Source organism: Neobacillus driksii, assembly GCF_013409995.1.
Classification (GTDB): Bacteria; Bacillota; Bacilli; order Bacillales; family Cytobacillaceae; genus Neobacillus; species Neobacillus driksii.
In genome coordinates, this window is sequence record NZ_JACCBX010000012.1 from 69,910 (window position 1) to 93,311 (window position 23,402).

General features: G+C 40.2%; 22 protein-coding genes and 2 pseudogenes. 16 read left to right on the forward strand and 8 right to left on the reverse strand.

What is annotated here, in order from left to right; genetic code table 11:
* Nucleotides 1-548 precede the first annotated feature (548 nt).
* Together F4694_RS23775 and htpG are read left to right on the forward strand one after the other, a co-directional pair.
* Nucleotides 549-1,163 (forward strand): LysE family translocator, encoded by a 615-nt coding sequence (locus F4694_RS23775; protein ID WP_179602399.1) that lies wholly within the window; start codon nucleotides 549-551, stop codon nucleotides 1,161-1,163.
* A gap of 151 nt (nucleotides 1,164-1,314) precedes the next feature.
* A complete protein-coding gene (gene htpG / locus F4694_RS23780) occupies nucleotides 1,315-3,195 on the forward strand; it encodes a molecular chaperone HtpG (RefSeq protein WP_179602400.1) in 1,881 nt (626 codons plus the stop codon).
* A gap of 251 nt (nucleotides 3,196-3,446) precedes the next feature.
* Here the strand turns inward: htpG and F4694_RS23785 are convergent, their stop codons facing one another.
* Nucleotides 3,447-4,346 (reverse strand): LysR family transcriptional regulator, encoded by a 900-nt coding sequence (locus F4694_RS23785; RefSeq protein ID WP_179602401.1) that lies wholly within the window; start codon nucleotides 4,344-4,346, stop codon nucleotides 3,447-3,449.
* A gap of 199 nt (nucleotides 4,347-4,545) precedes the next feature.
* Here F4694_RS23785 and F4694_RS23790 point away from each other — a divergent pair, with 199 nt between their 5' ends.
* The 5 genes from F4694_RS23790 to F4694_RS23810 all read left to right on the forward strand — a co-directional run bounded on the left by F4694_RS23790 (nucleotide 4,546) and on the right by F4694_RS23810 (nucleotide 8,694).
* On the forward strand, nucleotides 4,546-5,388 hold the full coding sequence (locus F4694_RS23790) for a fumarate hydratase (RefSeq protein ID WP_179602402.1): 843 nt from the start codon (nucleotides 4,546-4,548) through the stop codon (nucleotides 5,386-5,388).
* 24 nt (nucleotides 5,389-5,412) lie between these two features.
* Nucleotides 5,413-5,988 carry a Fe-S-containing hydro-lyase gene (locus F4694_RS23795; protein ID WP_179602403.1) on the forward strand — a complete coding sequence of 192 codons (576 nt, stop codon included), beginning with the start codon at nucleotides 5,413-5,415 and terminating at the stop codon, nucleotides 5,986-5,988.
* Between the two features lie 27 nt (nucleotides 5,989-6,015).
* Complete coding sequence (locus F4694_RS23800; RefSeq protein WP_179602404.1) at nucleotides 6,016-7,281, forward strand: cation:dicarboxylate symporter family transporter; 1,266 nt, start codon at nucleotides 6,016-6,018, stop codon at nucleotides 7,279-7,281.
* A gap of 74 nt (nucleotides 7,282-7,355) precedes the next feature.
* Nucleotides 7,356-8,153 carry a fumarylacetoacetate hydrolase family protein gene (locus tag F4694_RS23805; RefSeq protein WP_179602405.1) on the forward strand — a complete coding sequence of 266 codons (798 nt, stop codon included), beginning with the start codon at nucleotides 7,356-7,358 and terminating at the stop codon, nucleotides 8,151-8,153.
* Nucleotides 8,154-8,304: 151 nt separating this feature from the next.
* Nucleotides 8,305-8,694 carry a VOC family protein gene (locus F4694_RS23810; RefSeq protein WP_179602406.1) on the forward strand — a complete coding sequence of 130 codons (390 nt, stop codon included), beginning with the start codon at nucleotides 8,305-8,307 and terminating at the stop codon, nucleotides 8,692-8,694.
* Nucleotides 8,695-8,948: 254 nt separating this feature from the next.
* Here F4694_RS23810 and adhE read toward each other — a convergent pair whose 3' ends face one another.
* From adhE to F4694_RS23835, 5 genes are all read right to left on the reverse strand, one after another.
* Nucleotides 8,949-11,552: a bifunctional acetaldehyde-CoA/alcohol dehydrogenase gene (gene adhE / locus F4694_RS23815; RefSeq protein WP_179602407.1), complete on the reverse strand. Its 2,604-nt coding sequence runs from the start codon at nucleotides 11,550-11,552 to the stop codon at nucleotides 8,949-8,951.
* A 92-nt stretch (nucleotides 11,553-11,644) separates the two neighbouring features.
* Entirely contained in the window at nucleotides 11,645-11,872 is a 228-nt protein-coding gene (locus F4694_RS23820) for a hypothetical protein (protein ID WP_179602408.1), read from the reverse strand.
* Nucleotides 11,873-12,040: 168 nt separating this feature from the next.
* Nucleotides 12,041-12,430 carry an SET domain-containing protein gene (locus tag F4694_RS23825; RefSeq protein WP_179602409.1) on the reverse strand — a complete coding sequence of 130 codons (390 nt, stop codon included), beginning with the start codon at nucleotides 12,428-12,430 and terminating at the stop codon, nucleotides 12,041-12,043.
* Between the two features lie 118 nt (nucleotides 12,431-12,548).
* The gene (gene ade / locus F4694_RS23830; protein ID WP_179602410.1) at nucleotides 12,549-14,279 is read right to left on the reverse strand and encodes an adenine deaminase; all 1,731 of its coding nucleotides are present in this window, start codon (nucleotides 14,277-14,279) and stop codon (nucleotides 12,549-12,551) included.
* 24 nt (nucleotides 14,280-14,303) lie between these two features.
* The gene (locus F4694_RS23835) at nucleotides 14,304-14,774 is read right to left on the reverse strand and encodes a nucleoside deaminase (RefSeq protein ID WP_179602411.1); all 471 of its coding nucleotides are present in this window, start codon (nucleotides 14,772-14,774) and stop codon (nucleotides 14,304-14,306) included.
* A 406-nt stretch (nucleotides 14,775-15,180) separates the two neighbouring features.
* On the opposite strand from F4694_RS23835, the gene uraD reads away from it, so the two are divergent.
* The 9 genes and pseudogenes from uraD to F4694_RS23880 form a co-directional block, all read left to right on the forward strand.
* Nucleotides 15,181-15,669, forward strand: coding sequence for a 2-oxo-4-hydroxy-4-carboxy-5-ureidoimidazoline decarboxylase (uraD, locus tag F4694_RS23840; RefSeq protein WP_179602412.1), 489 nt, complete (start codon nucleotides 15,181-15,183; stop codon nucleotides 15,667-15,669).
* 725 nt (nucleotides 15,670-16,394) lie between these two features.
* Nucleotides 16,395-17,345: a factor-independent urate hydroxylase gene (pucL, locus tag F4694_RS23845; RefSeq protein WP_179602413.1), complete on the forward strand. Its 951-nt coding sequence runs from the start codon at nucleotides 16,395-16,397 to the stop codon at nucleotides 17,343-17,345.
* Nucleotides 17,345-17,704 (forward strand): hydroxyisourate hydrolase, encoded by a 360-nt coding sequence (gene uraH / locus F4694_RS23850; protein WP_179602414.1) that lies wholly within the window; start codon nucleotides 17,345-17,347, stop codon nucleotides 17,702-17,704. Before pucL ends, uraH begins: the two co-directional genes overlap by 1 nt.
* Before the next feature lie 9 nt (nucleotides 17,705-17,713).
* A complete protein-coding gene (allB, locus tag F4694_RS23855; RefSeq protein WP_179602415.1) occupies nucleotides 17,714-19,087 on the forward strand; it encodes an allantoinase AllB in 1,374 nt (457 codons plus the stop codon).
* A gap of 4 nt (nucleotides 19,088-19,091) precedes the next feature.
* Nucleotides 19,092-20,318, forward strand: coding sequence for a Zn-dependent hydrolase (locus F4694_RS23860; protein ID WP_179602416.1), 1,227 nt, complete (start codon nucleotides 19,092-19,094; stop codon nucleotides 20,316-20,318).
* Between the two features lie 12 nt (nucleotides 20,319-20,330).
* Nucleotides 20,331-21,593 carry an ArgE/DapE family deacylase gene (locus F4694_RS23865; RefSeq protein WP_179602417.1) on the forward strand — a complete coding sequence of 421 codons (1,263 nt, stop codon included), beginning with the start codon at nucleotides 20,331-20,333 and terminating at the stop codon, nucleotides 21,591-21,593.
* Nucleotides 21,574-21,874 (forward strand): annotated as a pseudogene (locus tag F4694_RS23870) (urease subunit gamma). Before F4694_RS23865 ends, F4694_RS23870 begins: the two are co-directional and overlap by 20 nt.
* A gap of 32 nt (nucleotides 21,875-21,906) precedes the next feature.
* Nucleotides 21,907-22,236 carry an urease subunit beta gene (locus F4694_RS23875; protein WP_179602418.1) on the forward strand — a complete coding sequence of 110 codons (330 nt, stop codon included), beginning with the start codon at nucleotides 21,907-21,909 and terminating at the stop codon, nucleotides 22,234-22,236.
* Nucleotides 22,233-22,391: pseudogene (locus F4694_RS23880) on the forward strand (hypothetical protein); the annotation flags it as partial. The gene F4694_RS23875 and the pseudogene F4694_RS23880, both read left to right, overlap by 4 nt.
* A 42-nt stretch (nucleotides 22,392-22,433) precedes the next feature.
* On the opposite strand, the gene F4694_RS23885 reads toward F4694_RS23880, so the two are convergent.
* Both F4694_RS23885 and F4694_RS23890 read right to left on the reverse strand, forming a co-directional pair.
* The gene (locus F4694_RS23885) at nucleotides 22,434-23,069 is read right to left on the reverse strand and encodes an FMN-dependent NADH-azoreductase (protein ID WP_179602419.1); all 636 of its coding nucleotides are present in this window, start codon (nucleotides 23,067-23,069) and stop codon (nucleotides 22,434-22,436) included.
* Between the two features lie 130 nt (nucleotides 23,070-23,199).
* Complete coding sequence (locus F4694_RS23890) at nucleotides 23,200-23,349, reverse strand: hypothetical protein (RefSeq protein ID WP_179602420.1); 150 nt, start codon at nucleotides 23,347-23,349, stop codon at nucleotides 23,200-23,202.
* Nucleotides 23,350-23,402: the final 53 nt, after the last annotated feature.

The following is a 23,402-nucleotide window of genomic DNA, read 5'->3' on the forward strand; positions in this document are numbered from 1 at the left end:
TCAATGCAGAAGGCCTTGAGTGACCGAAGAGCATGCAGAAAAGGCATTTGGGTCAATGCAGGAGGTCTGGAGTGACCGAAGAGTATTTAGAAAAGGCACTTGGGTCAATGCAGAAGGCCTGGAGTGACCGAAGAGCATGTAGAAAAGGCATTTGGGTCAATGCAGAAGGCCTGGAGTGACCGAAGAAAGTGTAGAAAAAGCATTTGGGTCAATGCAGAAGGCCTGGAGTGACCGAAGAACATGTAGAAAAAGCAATTGGGTCAATGCAGGAGGTCTGGAGTGACCGAGGAGTATTTAGAAAAGGCACTTGGGTCAATGCAGAAGGCCTGGAGTGACCGAAGAAAGTGTAGAAAAAGCATTTGGGTCAATGCAGGAAGTCTGGAGTGACCGAAGATCATGCAGAAAAGGCATTTGGGTCAATGCAGGAGGTCTAGAGTGACCGAAGAGCATTCAACTCTAGGACATTCTTTCTTCATCATTTTTTAAAAAGCCAATTTCAAGAAAATCGTGATATGATATTTGTAAACACGTGTATAGGAGAGAGAGAGATGTGGGCTTTTATTTTGGTTGTACTGGTGCTGTTTCTAATCCCAGGCCCAGCGGTGTTATTGACCTTGACTCAAACCGTAAAAGGCGGATTAAGAGCTGGCATCATTACCGGTGTTGGCATTGCGGTAGGGGATTTAATTCATACGATTGCAGCCGTTCTTGGTCTGTCAGCCATCCTTATGACATCAGCATTAGCTTTTGAAGTAGTTAAATATCTAGGCGCAGCTTATTTAATCTTTTTAGGAATAAAGGCATTGTTCGAAAAAACAAAAAAGCACGAACAGCCAAAAGTCAAAAAAGAGAAATCTGCTGTATCCTTTCGACAAGCCTTACTTATTGAATTGCTGAACCCAAAAACAGCGTTATTTTTCCTTGCGTTTCTTCCGCAATTCGTAAAAACAGATGGTCCCCCGGTAGTCTATCAACTATTAAATTTAGGGCTAGTCTTTGTGTTAATGAGTATTTTGTACACCTCAACCTTAGCCTTTCTAGCAAGTTCATTAGGTAATAAGCTGTTTACAAAAAACAGCAAGATTTCTCGCTGGCAGGGAAAAGTCGTAGGAACTATTTACATTGGATTAGGTTTACAATTGGTCTTCCAAAGTCAAAAATAATAGTAAGCGGCACATTAAAAAGTGTGCCGCTATTTTATTGACAGGGTATATGGATATATGATATTTAAATATTGTCGGAGTTAGCACTCTGATGTCGAGAGTGCTAATGATTCGAAAACTAGTTAATCAAAATATGTAAGGAGAGGTTTCGATGTCCAAAAAGCAGTTTAAAGCTGAGTCTAAACGGCTGTTAGAAATGATGATTAACTCTATTTATACGCACCGCGAGGTATTTTTAAGAGAGTTAATCTCAAATGCGAGTGATGCGATTGATAAAATCTACTACAAAGCATTAACAGATGATACCTTAAGCTTCGACAAAGACAGTTACTTTATTAAAGTAATCCCTGACAAGGAAAATAGAACCTTGAAAATTATTGATACCGGGATTGGGATGACGAAGGAAGAGCTTGAAACCAACCTTGGTACGATTGCGAAAAGTGGATCTTTAGCCTTTAAAAAAGAAACAGAATTAAAAGATGGCTATGACATTATCGGTCAGTTTGGTGTCGGCTTCTATGCGGCATTCATGGTTGCGGATGTTGTGACAGTTATTAGTAAAGCAGTAGGCAGTGATGAAGCTTACAAGTGGGAATCTACCGGAGCAGAAGGCTATACGATTGAGACAGTCGAGAAGGATTCTGTTGGAACTGAAATTATCCTTAAAGTTAAAGAAAATACGGAAGATGAAAACTATGATGAGTTTTTAGAGGAGTACCGCCTAAAATCCATTATTAAAAAATACTCCGACTTTATCCGCTATCCAATCAAAATGGATGTTAAAGGAAAGAGGCCGGTAGAGGGCAGCGATAATGAGTTTGAGGATTATGTAGAAGAACAAGTCATAAATAGCATGGTTCCAATCTGGAAGAAAAATAAAAGCGAACTAACTGACGATGACTATGCGAACTTCTATGCAGAAAAACGTTACGGGTTTGATAAACCGATTAAACATATCCATGTAAGTGTTGACGGGACAATCCGCTATAATGCCATTTTATATATTCCAGAAAAAACTCCTTTTGATTTCTACTCAAAAGAATTTGAAAAAGGCTTGGAGCTTTATTCAAATGGTGTTTTAATAATGGAAAAGTGTGCAGACTTGCTACCTGACCACTTTAGCTTCGTAAAAGGAATGGTTGACTCTGAGGACCTATCTCTTAATATCTCAAGAGAGATGCTGCAGCATGATCGTCAACTGAAGCTTATTTCTAAAAATATTAACAAAAAAATTAAGAGTGAACTTCAAAGCTTATTAAAAAATGAACGAGAAAAATATGAAGAATTCTATAAATCGTTTGGCCGTCAGTTAAAATACGGTGTTTATAGTGAATTCGGGGCGAATAAAGAAGTATTACAGGACCTGATTATGTTCTACTCTTCTAAAGAGAAGAAGCTTGTTACATTGGATGAATATGTATCAAGAATGCCGGAAGAACAGAAATATATCTATTATGCTTCTGGTGAATCAATTGAAAGAATTGATAAACTGCCTCAAGCAGAGTTTGTTTCTGAAAAAGGCTTTGAAATTCTTTATTTCACTGAGGATATCGATGAATTTGCAATCAAAATGTTAATGACCTACAAGGAAAAAGAATTCAAATCCATCTCTAGCGGTGACTTAGGAATTGAAGGCGAAGAAAACAAGAGCGATTCCGAAACAGAGGAGAAGGAATACAAAGAAATCTTTGACTATATGAAAACTATTTTAGAGGGTAAAGTCAAGGATGTCCGAGTTTCAAAACGCTTAAAGTCTCACCCTGTCTGCCTGGCAACCGAAGGCGACATCTCGATTGAAATGGAAAAAATCCTTGCTGCCATGCCTGATAATCAAAATATTAAAGCTGAAAAGGTGCTTGAGATTAATAAAAATCATGAAGTATTCCAATCATTAAAAGAAGCATTTGAAAATGATAAAGAGAAGCTAGATTTGTATACAAAGTTACTTTACAATCAAGCACTTCTGATTGAAGGATTACCAATCCAAGATCCAGTTGAATTTACGAATGATATTTGTAAGATTATGGTATAACCAACTTTGAATTAATACCTCATTATCATTTACTGCTTTTAAGGAAAAACATTAAAAAGTTGCCGTGCTCACATAGTAGTGAGTGCGGCATTTTTTATTTATTTGGCTTTATTATGAATAAGGAATTTGCTCAAGAAAAGAATTTCCATTAATCAGCTTTGTTAAAAATGATGTAAAGGAGTAAAAGGGGGATCATCCCCCTTTTTATCGTTAAAGAAAGATTATGATTGTATTTAGAATTGACGCCGGATTTATAGTTGCTCTCTCTTAAAAGAAAATTCTTCCTTTGATATTAGCTCGATAAAGCTATAGATTGTCTGGTTTTGATTCTTCCGCGTCAGTATATAGGTGTGTGCAGACGGGAGAGAGAAGTATGGAAAAGGAATTATATCGATATATCCCTTCTCGACCTGGTCTTTCACTGTTGAAAGAGGAAGAAAGGATATGCCCATCCCCTCCTTAATCCATTCAACGGATACGTGTACCTTGCTTACCTTCATGGTTCTCACATTAGACACGTGTTGCCGAAGTTGAAATAACAGATCATCCCAGTATAGTGGATGGTTATAGGTGAACAGTAAATTTTCATGAAAGATATCGTTCGTACTTAACACCCTTTCATTTAGTACACCAACGCCGTGTGGACCAACGAGAACAATTGGGTCGTTATATAGCTCAATGCATTCAATTTGTTCCTGTACGACTGGAATTCGGCCAATCCCTATGTCACACTCCTGATTAATCACGCTAGATATTACTGAACTCGAATCCGTCACCTCAATAGAGAACTCTGTTTCTGGACTCATTTTGCGAAATTCTCTAATCCAGCTGGGAAGATATGTTGTTGCAACGACCGTAGCTACAGAGATTTTGATGGTTTCCTGGTAACCCTGAAGACGCCTTGCGACATATTCTATGCTCTCGTTGTAGTTCTCCAAAATAGTTTTGGCGTACTGTAAGAATCCCAGTCCTGTTGGATTTAACTGAACAGACCTGCCGACGCGGTCGAACAGCTGAGTTTCGAGCTTGTCCTCGATATTTTGAATATGAAGCGTGACAGTTGACTGGGCAACATGAAGTCTGTCCGCAGTTCTCCTGAAATTTCCCTCTTCTGCAGCAGTTATAAATGTCTTTAACCAGCTAAGTTCCATAATGACTCTCCTCCTTACAATTATTATAATACCAGTTTTGATTGACTTTATCGATTAAATCATTCATAAACATTCATTATACATGAATGTTTTTTTAACCTATACTTGAGTCAAGGAACAAACAGAGAAGGGGTTTAGGGTTGCCTTTTCTCGCCACATAGTTTATGCGCAAACAAAAAAATTAAAGGATGGATGAGGAATGAGAAAGATTTCTGTAGAACAGATTCGCGATGCTGTCTCTGTACTTTGTTGGGAGGCTTGTTATTACTTACCGGATGACATTGTAAATGGATTCCATAAGGCTTTGGAAACAGAACAGTCTCCGTTGGGGAAGTCGATTCTTGAACAGCTAATTGAAAACGCTAACTTAGCTGCCAAAGAAGATAGACCATATTGCCATGATACAGGGCTTACCGTTGTCTATGCAGAAGTTGGCCAGGAAGTACACATTGAGGGAGGAGATTTTGAAGCAGCGATTCATGAGGGCATTCGAAAAGGCTACAAGGAGGGATACCTTCGTAATTCAGTCGTAGGGGATCCATTACTCAGAATCAATACAAACGATAATACCCCGGGTGTGATACACACCAGAATCGTTCCAGGAGACAAGATCAAATTAACGGTTCTGCCTAAGGGTGGCGGAAGTGAAAATATGAGTGCGATGAAATTCTTGCTCCCTGGAGAAGGAGTGGCGGGGGTGAAAAAATTTGTATTGGACACGATCGAAGCGGCTGGAGGAAGAGCATGTCCTCCTATCGTAGTGGGAGTAGGCGTTGGCGGGACCTTTGATAAAGTAACGGAGATTGCTAAAGAGGCCGTTCTGCGTGAAATAGGCGTGCATCATCACGAACCGCATATTGCCCAACTAGAGAAAGAATTACTCGAAGAGATTAACAAGCTGGGAATTGGTCCACAGGGATTGGGAGGTACGAATACGGCATTATGGGTAGCTGCTGAAACTTATGGATGCCATATTACAGCTCTTCCAGTAGCCGTGAATATCCAGTGCCATGCTGCACGTAAAAAATCTTATGTACTCTAAATTTGAAAAGGTAGGTGCTAATAAATGGCTAAAGTCTACTTACAAACCCCGCTTACTATTGAGGATGTTATAAATTTACACGCAGGTGATGAAGTCTTCCTAAATGGAATTATATATGTAGCTAGAGACGCTGCTCATAAGCGGTTTCTCGAGCTGTTGGACAAAAATCAACCACTTCCTGTGAATCTGAAAAACCATATAATTTTTTATGCTGGACCTACTCCCCCTAAACCTGGTCAAGTGATTGGATCCATTGCTCCTACAACAGCCTCCCGCATGGACCCATATGCACCGGCCATGTTTGAATACGGGGTTAAGGGCGTGATTGGAAAAGGACCACGGGGTCAATCGGTGAAAGATGCATGCAAAGACCATCAAGCCATTTGCTTTTCTGCCGTTGGTGGGCTATCCGCGCTTTTAAGTGATAAAATCCAATCCGCAGAAGTAGTAGCATATGAAGATCTCGGGCCAGAGGCAATTCGTCAACTCATTGTCAAGGATTTCCCAGTAATGGTAGTCTATGATGCACACGGTAACGATCTTTATGAGCAGGAAATAGCGAAGTATCGATCAACAGAAAAAGTAATAGGACACATTTAAAAGATAAAAAATAGGAGGATTATCGTAATGAAAAAACTGGGACTCCCTATCCAAATTTTACTTGGTCTGATCTTTGGTGTCATCGTTGGGTTGGTATTTTACAAACATCCTGGCGTCGAGACCTATTTAAAACCAGTAGGCGACATTTTTTTACGGTTAATTAAAATGGTTGTGGTTCCCATCGTTTTTTCGAGTATAGTGGTTGGCATTGCCGGAATGGGCAGTGCCAAGAAGCTCGGTAAATTAGGGTTTAGAACCATTCTATATTTTGAAGTGGCTACCACGATCGCGATTGTAATCGGTCTGTTTTTTGCAAACGTTTTCCAACCCGGCGCAGGAGTTGATATGAAAACACTTGCTCAAGGGGACATATCAAAATACGTTGCAACTGAACAGGAGATGGAGAAGGGGAGTCATTTAGATTTTATTGTTAATATAGTTCCGTCTAATATCGTTGACTCGATGGCACAAGGGCACCTATTACCTGTTATTTTCTTCGCTACTCTGTTAGGTCTAGCAATCGCGGCGATGGGAGAATCGGGGAAGCCCCTGCTGAATTTCTTTAAAAGCTTTTCTAGTGCTATGTTCCATATGGTTTCCTATGTTCTTAAAGTGGCACCATTCGGGGTTTTTGGGCTAATTGGTGTAACCATTTCCAAGTTTGGAGTAGCCTCACTAATTCCATTAGGGAAATTAATCGTTACAGCTTATGGTGCGTACCTGCTCTTCGCTATCGTCTGCTTTGGATTAGTAGCCAAATTATTTAAAATCAATTTTATCCAGTTTATCAAATTTTTTAAGGATGAATTCCTTCTTGTTTTTTCTACGTCAAGTGCCGAATCCGCTCTACCCCAAGTGATGAAGAAGCTGGAGAGCTATGGATGCCCGAAATCGATCGTTTCATTTGTAGTCCCGGTTGGATATTCCTTTAATACGGATGGATCTTGTATATATCTGGCTCTTTCTTCCCTTTTTATTGCCCAGCTTTACGGAATTGACATGCCACTAAGTGCACAAATCACGTTGCTGTTAATTCTTGCGATTACTTCCAAAGGTATCTCTGGAGTAGCCGGCGGAGCATTAGTAGTGCTTCTCTCTTCTTTAGCAGCTGCAGGACTTCCGCTTGAAGGTTTAGCTTTTATCGCAGGAATTGACTTTATCTTAAATATGGGCCGAGCTTGTATTAATGTAATTGGAAACGCTTTAGCATCCGTAGTTATTACGAAATGGGAAGGTCAATTTGATCATGAAAAGAATAAGGCATGCGTTGTTTCTGATAAGATTGCTGTTTAGGAAAGCTAGTAGGGCCGCTGCATGAATTCACGGCCCTTATTTTGTGAATATTTGTAATTTGGAGTTGATTTCTAATGCAGGTACTACAAAAAACGATGACAATCGTTCGTTATCAGAATGAAAATGGAAAAGTGTATTACGGAATTGTTGAGGATGATGAAATTTTACAGTTGTCGAGTAATTTTACTGAAATTGTAAACAATGAACTAAAATTTGATGGTGATAGGGTTAAATATAATGATGTGAAAATTTTGGAGCCTGTAGCACCATCAAAAGTGATTAATTTTGGCTGGACGTATGCTGCACACGCAAGAGAGACGGGTGGAACAGCCAACCTCAATGAACCTTTTTTATTTTTAAAACCTACAACCAGCTTAATTCCAGATCGAGGAAAAATCGTTCTTCCACCAAGTAATTTAACTCAACAGGTCGAGTTGGAGGGGGAAGTTGCACTTGTAATTGGGAAACGAGGAAAAAATATAAAAGAAGAAGAAGCGTTGGATTATGTATTTGGCTGTACTATATTTAACGATGTAACAGCAAGAGATCTTACAAAAAAGGACCCTCAGTTCACACGCGGCAAAGGTTTTGACACTTTTGGTCCATTGGGGCCATGGATTGTAGCAGGCATAGATTCAACCAATTTACGAATCGTTACAACATTAAATGGTAAAGTGGTTCAGGATGGTAATACGAATCAAATGTCACTTTCTATTCCTTACCTTATCAGTTGGGTTTCCCAGATTATGACATTGGAGCCTGGTGATGTTTTGGCTACTGGTTCTCCTTCTGGCAGTTGTCCAATGAGATCTGGTGACATCGTTACTGTGGAAGTAGAAAATATCGGTAAGCTGTGTAATTATGTAATATAGCAGTTATAGGAAAAGACATATGTTAGGAGTTCGCACGTGACCAAGTTGGTGAACCCTTCAAATTTCATATTTTCAAGGAATAAGAGAAACCTGGTGTTGGTGTGGAAACTCCTATATTCATTTGTTATTTAATATGAAAGTTGGAATCTATATGATTAAAAAAATAGAACATACAGCCATCATTGTTTCCGATATGGATCATACTATCCAGTACTACTCAGATATGTTTGGATTTAAGGTTCGCCTTCGAGGATCTTCTAAAACAAGAGAAATGGCATTTTTATATCTTGAAGAACAGCCAAGTATGGAAATTGAACTGATTCGAGATATTGATCCTTTAGATGAGTATAACAAAAGTGGGATCGTTAACCACCTGGCTTTTGCGGTAGAGGATATTAATCAAGCGATTAGCTATTATGAAAAAAAAGGAATTAAATTTTTATCGGACCAACCAAAATCAACACTTGAAGGCGGTCTAATGATTTTATTTTATGGACCTAATGGTGAATTACTACAATTAATCAGACGAGCAAGAAATTAAAATTATTTAAAAGAAGAAACGAAAGGGTTCCTATTGTCTATATAAGGAGAAAAACAACCAACCTTTGAAAAACATAGGTTCTGGAGTTTACGGATGAAATCATTACACGTCTTAAAGCAGTGGAAAAAAAGGGCATTAATGCTGAGGTTAAAGATTTAACAGAAATAACGAGTGATTAAGCAAGCGGTTTGCAATCAAAGAAAAGGCCATCCAGTGATCTGGGTGGCCTTTCAACTTGCTTTATATAACTCTTTTTAAACTCCCTTATACGCTTTACGATAAATGTCAGCTAATTCTGTTACTAATGGAAGCTTAGGGTTAGCAGTAGTGCATTGATCTTCAAATGCTTTATCTGCGAGGTAGTCAACCCTGCTTTCGAAAGTGTCAGCGTCAATATTATTTGCTTCAATACTCATCGGAATCTCAAGCTCTTTTGCAAGGCGAATGATCGCTTGAACAAGGCTTTCTACTCCTTCTTCTGTAGTGCTCGCAGGCAGTCCAAGGGTTCTTGCAATTTCTGCATAACGCTTATCTGCCACAAAGTGCGCATATTTCGGGAATGCTGTGAATTTATTCGGTTTAGCTGCATTATAGCGAATAACATGTGGCATTAAGATTGTATTTGCACGTCCGTGTGCAATATGGAATTCTGAACCAAGCTTATGGGCAAGGCTATGATTGATACCAAGGAATGCATTTGCAAAAGCCATCCCAGCAATAGTTGAAGCATTATGCACCTTTTCACGTGCTAATTCATCACTGCCATTTCGATAAGCTCTAGGCAGATATTCGAATACAAGCTGGATTGCCTTCATCGCAAGGCCGTCTGTATAATCATTTGCCATACAAGACACGTAAGCCTCAATTGCATGAGTCAATACATCCATTCCAGTATCAGCAGTAATATGTTTAGGTACAGTCATAACAAACTGTGGATCAATAATCGCTACATCTGGTGTTAATTCATAATCGGCAAGCGGGTATTTAATATTTGCTTCCTTATCGGTTATGACGGAGAAGGAAGTTACCTCAGAACCTGTTCCAGAAGTGGTTGGGATCGCTACAAATTGTGCCTTTTCACCTAACTTAGGATATTTCACAATTCGTTTACGGATATCGAGAAATTTCTGTTTTAAACCAAAGAATTCAGATTCTGGATTTTCATAGAACAGCCACATACCTTTAGCCGCATCCATCGCTGAACCGCCGCCAAGGGCAATAATTACATCCGGCTGGAATTTAGCCATCATTTCGGTACCCTTCATGACAGTTTCAATGGATGGATCTGGCTCTACTTCTGAGAAAATTTCACAGTGAACATAATCCGGTCTTTTCCTTAAATAGTATAGTACTTTATCTACATAGCCTAGTTTCACCATTCCAGGGTCGGTTACAATAAATGCTTTAGAAATCTTCGGCATTTTCGCTAAATACTGTGTTGCATTTTTCTCGAAATAGATTTTGGACGGAACTTTAAACCATTGCATATTAACATTCCTTTGGGCTACTTTTTTAATATTGATTAAGTGAATTGCACCAACGTTAGTGGATACAGAATTTCCTCCATATGAACCACAGCCAAGTGTTAGGGAAGGCATATAAGCATTGTAAATATCACCGATGGCGCCCTGTGAAGATGGGGCATTGACAATGATTCTTCCTGCTTTCATTCGGTAGCCATACTGCTTAATGACATTTTGGTCTTGAGAATGGATGACGGCAGAATGTCCTAGACCGCCGAATTCTAACATTTCTTCTGCCCTTTTTAGGCCGTCTTCAAGACTATTAACCTTGTAACAGGCTAGGACTGGGCTTAATTTTTCTCTTGATAGCGGGTATGCTGGTCCGACGCCGTCTAATTCAGCTACAAGTATTTTAGTGTTTTCTGGAACGGTTACGCCTGCCAATGCAGCAATTTTACTAGCAGCCATTCCAACAATATTTGGATTAACTGCACATGAAATTTCATTAATAACTAATTTTTCAACTTTAGCTTTTTCTTCTTCGTTTAAAAAATAACAATTATTTGCAATCATCTCATTTTTAACGGCTGCATAAATCTCCTGATCAATAATGACAGCCTGCTCAGAAGCACAAATCATTCCGTTGTCAAACGTCTTTGATAAGATTAAGTCATTCACTGCTTGATGAATGTTGGCTGATTTCTCCATATAGCATGGAACGTTTCCAGGTCCAACGCCGAGAGCAGGTTTACCAGAGCTATAAGCGGATTTGACCATTCCCGCGCCGCCAGTTGCAAGAATCATAGATATTTTAGAGTGATTCATCAGTGCTTGTGTAGCCTCAATAGATGGTGTTTCAATCCATTGAATGCAATTCTCAGGAGCTCCTGCCTTTATCGCTGCATCTCTAAGGATTCTAGCTGCTTCACTGCTACATTTCTGTGCAGATGGGTGGAAAGCAAACACAATTGGATTTCTCGTTTTTATGGAAATAAGTGCTTTAAACATCGTTGTAGAGGTTGGATTCGTTACAGGAGTAACACCAGCAATAACGCCAACCGGTTCTGCAATTTCAATGATTCCTTCATGTTCGTTTTCGTTTACAATGCCGACGGTTTTATCATACTTGATATTATGATAGACATATTCAGTTGCAAACATATTCTTAATGATTTTATCTTCATAAACGCCTCGTTTCGTTTCCTCAACAGCAAGTTTTGCAAGCTGCATATGCTGATCAAGACCAGCTAAGGCCATTTGCTTCACAATTGTATCAATCATTTCTTGATCGAAGCTGCGGAATTCCTCTAAAGCCTTTCGACCGTTTTCTACCAGGGTATCAATCATGGATGTTACACTTTGCAATTCCTTGCCTGTTTTTTCTGCCACTGCCATTTTAATTCCTCCAGTTACTTAAGACTTTGTGAAATATTTCACAAGTTTATATAAAAAAATAATAACAAACCAATTAATAGGGAATTACCTTGTTACTCACAAACTGGATTTCGTGGTATCTTTTCAAAAGAGATATCATTAAGTACTTTAGAGTATTTTTTTACGATGATGACAAAATTCACTGTCCAAATATAACATGGAATATTTTCATTATCTTTAAACATCATTGCCTCAAATTCATCACCAACAGTTTCTTCAAACGCTTCTTGTGTATAGGTTTCAGAATCTGTTGAGAAGGATTTCCATTCACATAGCATCATGTCTTATCACTCCTTGTGCTCTTTATGAATTTATCATAACACTGATTTTCGATAAAAGTTTGTGAAATATTGAACAAACTTTGAACTATTAACTATAATATCAAAAATGGTTCCTTTTACCTAAGTAGGGGAGAAGGCAAAAAAAAACAGCCCTTAATCGTTGGGCTGTTAGTTATCTTGTTTTTCTTTATCAAACCAAAGCAGTTCTTGATCCTCTTCATCACCATTATAGTTGATAAAAATCTCTTCGCCTGCTTTTATGTCTTTGTAAGCATAAAAGTCAAAGGAATGGTGTGGAAAATTAATCTCATAAGTGGCATTCGGCTGATAGGAATGATTAAATAGCATACCATAACCTAAGAGAATACATGTGTGGTTGATTCCATATTCAAATGCATAGTCGGCAAGCAATGTTTTTTCGATATGTTCATGCTCTGCATTTGGATAGGCGATAACGGGTGCTTCATGGATAAGTTCACCCTTTTTAATATCACGTGTAGCAAATACTCCTCTATTGAACTCTCCGTCACTGATTTTTGAAGATTTTACTTCTATCATGTTCGTCACCTACATTACTTTCTATGAAGTCAATATCCTTATAGTTTGACAGGTAATGGCATTGAAAGCAACCATTTTTCGGTTTCTCGAATGATAGTGTGTCTAAAAAGCACGAAAATTAATCAGGACTGATGCTAATATGCTCGAATGTTGATACCTTAAATAAACCTTTATCCGTAAGTTTTATCTCGGGGATAACAGGAAGAGCTAAAAAGGAAAGGGTTAAAAAGGGATTGAAATAATCGTTTGCTCCCAGCTTCCCAAGAGCATGGTGCAGTTCCTTAAGAGTCGAATAGACCTCCTGGAAAGGAAGGTTAGATATTAAGCCTGCAATAGGCAACTCTAATGATGCGAGGATTTGACCCTCTTTAACGACAACCAACCCGCCTTGCATTTCTTTTATGGTATTTGCAGCCATAACCATATCACTATCATTGGTTCCAACAATAATTAGATTGTGTGAATCATGGGCAATCGTGGTGGCAATAGCTCCATATTTTAAACCTAGGCCTTTGACAATCCCTAAACCAATTTGCCTGGTCATATGATGGCGTTCAATTACGGCAAGCTTTAACCTGTCGCTACTCGTCGAGGATTGGAAGAATCCTTGACCGCAAATATCGACTTCTTCCACTAAATGTCGTGTGACTAAGCTGTTAGGGATAATTTCGATGATATTTGCTTTAATTGAGGATAAGTGAATGTTTAAATTGGATTCCATGATTTCATCAAAGTGAACAGACTGTCCTAAACAATCCTGTAGGTTGTTACTACAATCCGTAACCAATTTGCCATCTTGTACGACAGCCACACCGTCCTTATAGACATGAGAAATACTGATCGTTTCAAGGTCATCGATTAAGGAAAAATCCGCTTTGTATCCTGCGGCAATAGCCCCCTTATCTTCAAGCCCAAAACATTCTGCGGCATTGATGGTAGCCATTTGTATAGCAGTAATAGGGGAGAGTCCTTCAGCAATTGCTAGTCTTACATTGTGATCAATACTGCCCTCAAGCACAAGGTCATCTAAATGCTTATCGTCGGTAACAAATAAGCACCTCCGCGAATTATACCCATTTACAACTGGAATTAAATTCTGTAAATCTTTTGCGACAGTTCCTTCACGAATCATTAAATACATTCCGCTCCGAAGGCGTTCTTTCGCTTCTTCCGCAGTTGTACTTTCATGATCGGTCTTTATTCCTGCAGCCATATACACATTCAAGTCACTTCCAGATAATCCCGCCGCATGACCATCAACCTTTTTTCCGAACTGTTTCGCGTCAGATATTTTGTTGAGCATATCATCTTCTGCATTTAGGACAGCAGGGAAATTCATGACCTCTGCTAATCCTAGGACTCGAGGGTGGTGGTAAAAGGGTTTTAGTTCCTCGGCTTTTAAAATGGCACCTGAGTTTTCAAAGCTTGTCGCCGGAACACAGGAAGGGAGCATTATATAAATATCAAAAGGAAGATCTTCGGAAGAATCTAGCATATATTGAATCCCAGCCGTACCTAGGACATTCGCAATTTCATGGGGGTCAGCGATAACGGTCGTTACACCGTGTGGAAGAACGACCTTAGCGAACTCACTTGGCGTTACCAAAGATGATTCGATATGAACATGCCCATCGATAAATGCAGGAATGACATAACGTCCTTTTGCGTCTACAATACTTTTCCCTTCATACTTTCCGACACCTGCGAAATAACCATCCACAATGGCGATATCACCTTCGATTATTTCTCCATTAAAAACATCAATGATCCTGCCATTTTTAACGACGGTATCAGCAGGTTCTTTACCTGAAGCCACAGAGATTCTTCGGGTTAATTGTTTTCTCTCCATTGCTCGACACCCTCTAACTATGAATTAGTATTCTACTTTATTCTTTGAGTTTTCCCATGTTCGAAAAGGAATATCACCATCGTCCGGAAAAAGTTTCATCATGGGTATTTTTCGATTTTCCATTGGAAGTTCGAGTTGTTCATAAATGAACTGATCATCAAACCCTATCCTGGCCGCCTCCTGTTTCGTGCAGGCATAGTAAACAGCTTTCGGTCTAGCCCAGTAAATCGCACCAATGCACATGGGACAAGGTTCACAGCTCGTATAGATTTCGCAGTCCGTCAGTTGAAAATCCTTTAAATAGCTGCAGGCCGCGCGAATGGCCTGGACCTCTGCATGCGCGGTTGGATCGTTGGTGGAAGTCACTTCATTACGGCCAACTCCGATTATTTTTCCCTCCTTTACCACGATTGCCCCGAATGGTCCACCATGATTGGTTAGGACATTGTTGAGCGCTTCCTCAATTGCTTTTTTCATAAAATGAATATCTGACATGGAACCTCTCCATTCTTTGATATATTTTGATTCATTTGCAAGCTATGGATTAGCATTAAGGTCCAAGAATCTATTTAACTTGAAGTTCATTATTCTATAACACACATAGAATTTCTTCCTTGTTGTCAGGTTTGTTAACACACTTTTTGCGGATGAGACTATTAAAAAAACTTGTTAGATTATATGACGCGTTTGTAGATACTATTTCGGCATTTCGATATTATAGTGAAAAATTAGCAGGACGAGTTTGCTGTGTCACCGATAGCTGACAAAAGCCTGAGCCATTTATGAAGTTTCATAAATAGAGAGAGAACAGGTGATGTATTTTTAGGAGGTTTGGAATATATATAGTTTTAACTGTAGCCCAGCTGAATGGTCACCAGCTGGGAGGAAGAGAGGTGAGGCTATGGAGGAAGTAAATCAAATGAGCAAGGAGGAGTTTGTACAAAAAGTAGGCTGGGTGTTTGAACATTCCCCGTGGGTGGCTTCAGCAGCATGGGGAAATATGCCGTTTGAATCCCATGAGAACCTTTTACAAACGATGATTGATATTGTTCAAAATGCCGAGGAGTCTATGCAGCTAGCGTTACTTCGTTCACACCCCGATTTAGGAACAAGATTGCAAATGTCTGAGGTTTCTCAAAAGGAGCAAGCTGGGGCAGGGCTTGATAAGCTTTCAAAGGAAGAGTTTGAGGAGTTTGTATCTCTAAATATGATGTATGTAAATAAATTTCAATTTCCGTTTATTATGGCGGTAAAGGGGCAAAGCAAGGAAACGATTCTAGCAGCAATGAAGCAAAGGGTTCATAATTCTTACGAGGAAGAATATCGCATTGCCTTAGGTGAAGTGTATAAAATTGCGGGGTTTCGATTGAATGATATTTTCATAGGATGATTTGATCATGGTGATCTGTTTTTGCATAGTTTGATGTTTAATCAAGGGTCTTTAGGACAAATTTCAATGCCAAGTCAGAGGGATAGTCCTTAATCAAGGGTCTTTAGGACAAATCTCACGGGCCAGCCAGAGGATTAGTCCTTAATCCAGGGTCTTGAGGACAAATCTCAAGGCAAAGTCAGAAGGATTAGTCCTTAATCAAAGGTCTTGAGGATCAATCTCAAGGCCAAGTCAGAGGGATTAGTCCTTAATCAAGGGTGTTGAGGACAAATCTCAAGGCAAAGTCAGAAGGATTAGTCCTTAATCCAGGGTCTTGAGGACAAATCTCAAGGCCAGTCAGAAGGATTAGTCCTTAATCAAGGGTCTTGAGGACAAAACTCACGGGCCAGCCAGAGGATTAGTCCTTAATCCAGGGGGTTGAGGACAAATCTCAAGTCCAAGTCAGAAGGATTAGTCCTTAATCAAGGGTGTTGAGGACAAATCTCAAGTCCAAGTCAGAAGGATTAGTCCTTAATCAAGGGTGTTGAGGACAAATCGCACGGCCAGTCAGAAGGATTAGTCCTTAATCAAGGGTCTAGAGGACAAATCTCTCAACCCTTCAGAAAGGTTTGTCCTTAATATAGGTTCTTGTTGATAAGCAACAAAGTTACGAGAAGTGCAAAAAAAGTGGTAACCATAACCTGATTTTAAGCCTTTTAAAATGAAAAAAGGAGGCTAAACACAATATGAAAAGAACGATGAGCTACGGGAAAGCGGATGTGTGGGTTTATCGGACCTACGCTAAGCCGTTAACAGTGATTCGAAACATCCCCGAATCCACCTTCTCCGGTAGAAATAACATTCTATTTGGCATGAATGTAAAAGTCGCCGTTGAAGGTGAAGCATTTTTCCCCTCATTTAAAGATGGTGACAACACTTTAGTAGTCGCAACGGATTCAATGAAAAATTTCATCCTTAAGCATGCAGGAGATTATCAGGGAGCCACCCAGGAAGGGTTTCTTGAGTTTGTCGCACAGAGGTTTCTTGAGACATATTCACATATGACAGGTATTCAAATTTCAGGTGAACAGATCTCCTTTGAAGAGCTCCCTGTCCCGACAAATGGCAGCTTTGAACCAAGCCCGCTGGTGTTTCGCTATTCACTAAACGAACAAGCAGGTGCCTCGATAGAAGTGACACGTGAAAAAGATGAAATTATCACCACCAATCACCTAAGCAGTTTAAAGGGTCTTAAGCTTATTAAGGTAAAGGGCAGTTCGTTTTACGGCTATGTGAAGGATGAATATACGACATTGCCGGAATCCCATGATCGCCCGCTGTTTATCTTTTTAAATATTGATTGGCGATATAACGACCTTGAGGATGCTAGGGGAAATACACCTGTTGGCTATGTGGCAGCAGAACAGATAAGGGATATTGCGTACACTGTCTTTCATGAAGAAAACTCTCCATCCATCCAAAATTTAATTTACCGAATCGGTACTAGAATCCTAGAACGTTTTCCACAGTTAGTAGAAGTACGTTTCGAATCAAATAACCGTACATGGGAAACGATTTTAGATGAAATTCCTGCCTCACAAGAAGGGAAAGTATTTACAGAACCTCGTCCTCCTTATGGCTTCCAATGTTTTTCAATGACGCGTGATGACCTTGAATCTGAAGGGGTCTCAAAGTAATGACAGGAAAGCTGACAACTCATGTCCTCGACACTAGCATAGGAAAGCCGGCTAGCGGTGTATTAGTGGAGTTAGTACGTGTTGGTCCAAATAAAGAGAAAGAAGCCATCCGCTTTTCCTATACAAATGAGGATGGCAGATTAAATCACCCCCTTTTGGAGGGGGACAATATGAAAAGGGGAATCTATGAACTTCTTTTTTATATAGGAGACTATTACCGAAATCGTGGAGTTTCCGCTGACGATCCCTCGTTCCTGGATTGTGTTCCCGTTCGATTTGGTATTTCTGAACCGGCTTCCCATTATCATGTGCCGCTTTTGATATCACCAGGAGGGTACAGTACCTATAGGGGGAGTTAGGAGGGGAAAATGAAAACTGAAGTTTGGGTGAAAAATGGATATGTCTTTACAGAAGCTGGTTTTCGGTACGCTTGTATAAAACTTAAAGAAGGCAAGATTGAGGCTCTCTACGAAAGCGAACCTGAACCCTTGAAAGAAAACAATGTCAATTCCATAGATGCCAGTGGCTGCCTAGTTGTTCCTGGATTTATCGACGCTCATGTTCATTTTAATGATCCCGGTCGGACGGATTGGGAAGGAATTGAAACTGGGAGCCGTGCCGCAGCAATTGGAGGAACGACAACGATTTTTGATATGCCGCTAAATTGTTCCCCATCTGTGACAACCGTAAAAAATCTACACAACAAAAGAGAGTATTTAACCTCCAAATCTTATATAGATTACGCATTGTGGGGCGGAATGACAGGGAATTCCGTTAGTCAACAGGAAGAGTTATCCCAGATGAGTGAGGGGATTATCGGTTGGAAGGCATTTATGTCTGAGAGCGGTATCGATGATTTTCCCTTTGTTTCACCACACCAATTGAAGCTTGCCATGAAAATAGCAGCACAACAAAATATAATCCTTGCTTTGCACGCAGAATGGGAGCCAGAGATTCATAACCTTACCACTTTTTATAAAAAACAATCAGGTATCAACGAGCGTAAAGCCTTTCTCGCCAGCAGGCCGATATCAGCGGAAGAACAGGCGGTTCGTTATGCGTTAGAGGCAGCTGCAAATTATGGTACATGTGTCCACTTCGTTCATATCAGTTCAGCGAGAGTAGTTAAACTCATTCAACAAGCAAAGAAAAGCGGAATAAACGTCACAGTAGAGACCTGCCCACATTATTTACTATTTGATGAAGAAGATTTCCTTAGAGCTGGTGCCATTCTTAAGTGTGCCCCGCCGCTTCGGTCGAGGGAAGAGGTTGAAGGGCTGTGGGAATGTATTTCTAACGGCTGGATTGATACCATTGGTTCCGATCATTCGCCCTGTCTCTATTCCATGAAAAACACTGATTCCATTTGGGAAGCATGGGGTGGCATCCAAGGAGTACAATTTACCTGGCTTGCCTTACTCGATGAGGCCATGAGAAGGAAAGTTCCACTTAAAAACATACTTCCTCTAGGCACTGCGAATGTTGCTGATGTCTTTGGTATATCAGGAAGGAAAGGAAGAATTCAACCCGGATTGGATGCAGATTTGGCCTTGATTTCATTAGATGAGACAACGATAGCGGATCGGCAATCGATTGCCTTTCGAAATCAATATTCCCCCTATGAAAATAGAAAATTTTTGTTAAGAGTAAAGAAAACCATTTTACGAGGAAAAGTCATTTATGACGATCAAATAGGGGTAACCACAGAAAAGGATGGTCAGTATATACAGCCAAGGAAGTGAGTTTATGGGTCAATTCCCGGTTAATCTAGAAGAGGCAATTGAGTGGTTAGCTTCATTTGGGGGAGAACCAGATGGAGGTGTATCTCGAACACTTTATTCCCAACCTTGGAAGGATGCCCAGCAAGCTTTAAAGGGATGGATGGAGGATGCTGGGCTCGACACTACTTATGATTCTATTGGAAACTTATTTGGGAGAGTGCCTTCATCGAATCCAAATGCTCAAACTATTTTAATTGGCTCGCATGTCGACACCGTCAAGTCAGGCGGTAAATATGATGGCGCCTATGGAATCATTGCAGGAATATTGGCTTTAGATTTTTTAAAAAAGACGTATGGGACACCTGCTATAAACCTTGAGGTGGTTTCTTTTTGCGAAGAAGAAGGCAGCCGGTTTCCACTTGCCCTGTGGGGGTCAGGTATGATGACGGGAATTTATTCATTTAATGATATTAGTGATATCAAGGATTCAGAGGGAATAAGCTTCGAGACAGCTATGATGGCAGCAGGATTTGGGCTTTCCGAATACAGGGTCCGGAATGATATCCAAAATTTTATTGAACTACATATCGAACAAGGACCCACCCTTGAAAAAGTAGAAAAATCAATTGGCATTGTCAAAGCCATTGTCGGTCAAAAGAGATTTCGCATTACGGTGAATGGCGAATCGAACCATGTTGGAACCACATCGATGATATGGAGAAGAGATGCTTTGCATGGGGCGGTAAACATGATTCATGACTTATACGAAAGTGTGAAGAATTACGATGAAGATCTTGTAACAAGTGTGGGGCAGCTTTTTGTTGAGCCTAATGTACCTAATGTAATTCCTAATCAAGTTCGGTTTACAGTAGACGCTCGGCATCCGAACGAATCAATTTTAAGTTCTTTTTGTCAGCAATTCACCGAAATGTTTAAAACCCATGCTAAAAAAAGCGATTTGGATATAAAGGTTGAGATGTGGCATGAAGTTCAGCCAGCCCAGATGGATCGTACACTGAATGAAATTGTACAAAGCATTTGCACAAGGAGCACTTTTCCTTTCCATTGGATGAATAGCGGTGCTGGGCATGACGCGCAGCTGTTTGCACGTATTTGTCCTACAACAATCATATTCGTTCCCAGCCAGGGCGGGATTAGCCATTCCCCGATCGAGTTTACTTCATCAAAGGATTTGGAAACAGGCCTGGAGGTACTCATACATTTATTACATCAATTAGCCTACAACCACTGAGGAGTGATTAACATGAATAAGGATAAAACAAAGATTGTGCAGTGGATACAGGATCATGAGGAAGAACTGGTTTCTTTTTTGAAAACATTAGTGCAAACGGCTTCGGATAATCCCGCTGGTGATTGTTTACCGATAGCCGGAGTTTTAAAGAAACAACTTACAGAGCTTGGGTTTGAAAATGTGTCGCTCCTCGAAGTAGACGAAGATAGTGTAAAAACAAATGGGATGATTAGTATGGCTAACGTCCTCGCACCTACAGTGTTTGGAGAAGGGACAAATGTTGTATTAAACGCTCACGGAGATGTGGTCCCTCCTGGTTTAGGTTGGAGTGTCGACCCATATGGAGGAGAAATAGTCGATGGAAAAATGTATGGGCGGGGAGTGGCAGTATCAAAGTCTGATATTGCTGCTTATACCTATGCGGTGCTTGCATTAAAACAGGTTAGTGCCCAGCTTTTTGGAAGGGTGGACCTTGCCTTCACGTTTGATGAAGAAACAGGAGGAGAAATAGGTCCCAAGCGGCTAATTGATCAAGGCTATATCAAGCCCGATCAAGCGATTGTGGCAGGGTTTACCTATTCAGCTGTAAATGCTCATAATGGGTGCTTGCATTTTGAAATCAAAACAACAGGAAAGTCAGCGCATGCGGCTCTTCCGCATACAGGAATTGACGCGATCGAGGCGACGACTAAAATCTTACAGGTTTTATATGATTATCGTAAAACACTGGCTAATAAGAAATCATCAATCCCAGGAATTGATTTTCCAACCTTGAATGTAGGACTCATTTCAGGCGGCATTAATACCAACGTGGTGCCAGATGAGTGCACGATAAGAGTGGATCGCCGATTAATCCCTGAAGAGGACTTTGTAGAAGCAGAATCTGAGTTTAGAGAACTCGTACATCAAGCCGTATCTGATATTCCTGGTATAAAAGCTGAAATTAGAAAGATCCTCCATGCGAAAAGCTTCGGACCAGTTCCTGAGAATACACCATTGGTTCAAGCATTGGCTGCAAACTGGCAAATGATATTGAAAGAGGAGAGTGAATTACCTGTTCACGGAGTGCCACTTTATACAGATGCCCGCCACTTCTTTGCTGCAGGAATTCCTACGATAATGTTTGGGGTCGGGCCAAAAGTGTTAGAAGAGGCGAATGGACACCGGGCAGATGAGAATATTCGACTTTCTGATTTACAGGCTGCCACCAAGATTATCGCTTGTACCCTTTATGATTTATTAGCAGGAGGAAACCATGAAATTAACACAGCGTGAGCAGGAAAAATTAATGATCGTCGTCGCTGACGACTTAGCGAAGCGTAGAAAAGACCGCGGATTGAAATTAAATTATCCTGAAGCGATTGCCCTCATTACCTATGAAATTATGGAGGGGCTAGAGATGGTAAAACCGTGGCGCAGTTGATGAGCGAATGGACAACGATACTATCCACCGAGGACGTGATGGAAGGAATACCGGAAATGATTCGGGATATACAGGTAGAAGCCACATTCCCGGATGGAACTTGCTCATAACTGTTCACGAACCGATCCGGTAGATGCTAGTTTAATAGAAAAGGCGGAGAATAGAATGATTCCTGAAGAATATGTACTAAAACAAGATCCAATTGCCTGTAATCAGGGAAGACCCGCTTCTAAGGTGAGGGTATTAAATATAGGGGACCGTCCTGTACAAGTAGGGTCCCATTTTCATTTCTTTGAAGTGAATGGATCTCTGCAATTTGAACGCAAGGAAGCATATGGAAAACATTTAAATATTCCAGCGGGCACTGCTGTCCGATTTGAACCGGGCGCTGCAAAAGAGGTAGAACTGGTCCCTTTTGCAGGAAAGCGGGAGGTTTATGGCCTAAATAATAAAACAGATGGCCCGTTAGACCAAGGAAAGGGGAACCCTGCATGAGTTTTCGAATGTCAAGAAGGCAATACGCCGACATGTTTGGTCCCACTGCAGGTGATGCCATTCGACTAGCAGATACCGATTTATTTATTGAAATTGAAAAGGATTTTATGGTTTATGTTTACGAAAATATTAAGGGGTTGGGCAGTAAAATTGTTTGGATGTGTAAAGAGCCAACGTTTGGAGTTGGCCCTTTTGCTTTAAAATGTATGTGCTAAATCTTTAGCACGCGCGATGGCGTTTTCTTTGATTTCTTGTGCTTTGTCAGGCATTGCGTTATGCCCCTCAACAAATAAACCTTCAAAAGATGGGACTCCATAGAATTGCATCATAATATCTAGGTAGCGGTGACCCATTTCCATTGCTGCTGCTGGTCCCTCGGAATAGACACCTCCGCGTGCCTGAATATGCAAAGCCTTTTTGTCGGTTAACAATCCAATTGGACCTTTTTCCGTGTATCTAAATGTTTTTCCTGCAACAGATACCGCATCTAAATAAGCTTTCATAACAGGCGGGAAGGAGAAATTCCATAGCGGTGTGACAAAGACATATTTATCAGCAGAAATAAATTGCTCACAAATCTCAGAAAGTCTGCCAACCTTTGTTTTTTCTTCCGTTGACAGCTGTTCAAATTCCGTACCAGAACGAAGTTTCCCCCACCCGCTAAAGACATCAACATCAATTTGAGGAACATCTACTTTGTAAAGATCTACATTAATAATTTCATGATCAGCATTTACTTCTTTGTAAGTATCAATAAATGCTTTTCCTACTGCCATACTATAAGACTGAGTATCATCATGAGGATGAGCTGTTATATACAATACTTTTGTCATTTTCGTATCAATCCTTTCTGTATCTAGCATACATTCTAGTTTGTGCAATGAATGTTTATATATGCAGATACAAAAACAGATCTAGACCAATAATAAAAGGAATTTGCGATTTGCAAACTCCTTTTATTTTTTAGTTATTATTTTCGCTAAAGTAAGGGTTTCCACTAATATTTGCACGCATTTCATCCGTTAATGTAAACGGCTCATTTACTGCAGAATTAGAAGCGGAACTTTCATTGTTTTGAATACTTCCATCATAATGAATTGGGTTATTTGTCATGGGTAAATTCACCTCCATTAATATAGTCTATACATAAATACTACTATTTATTT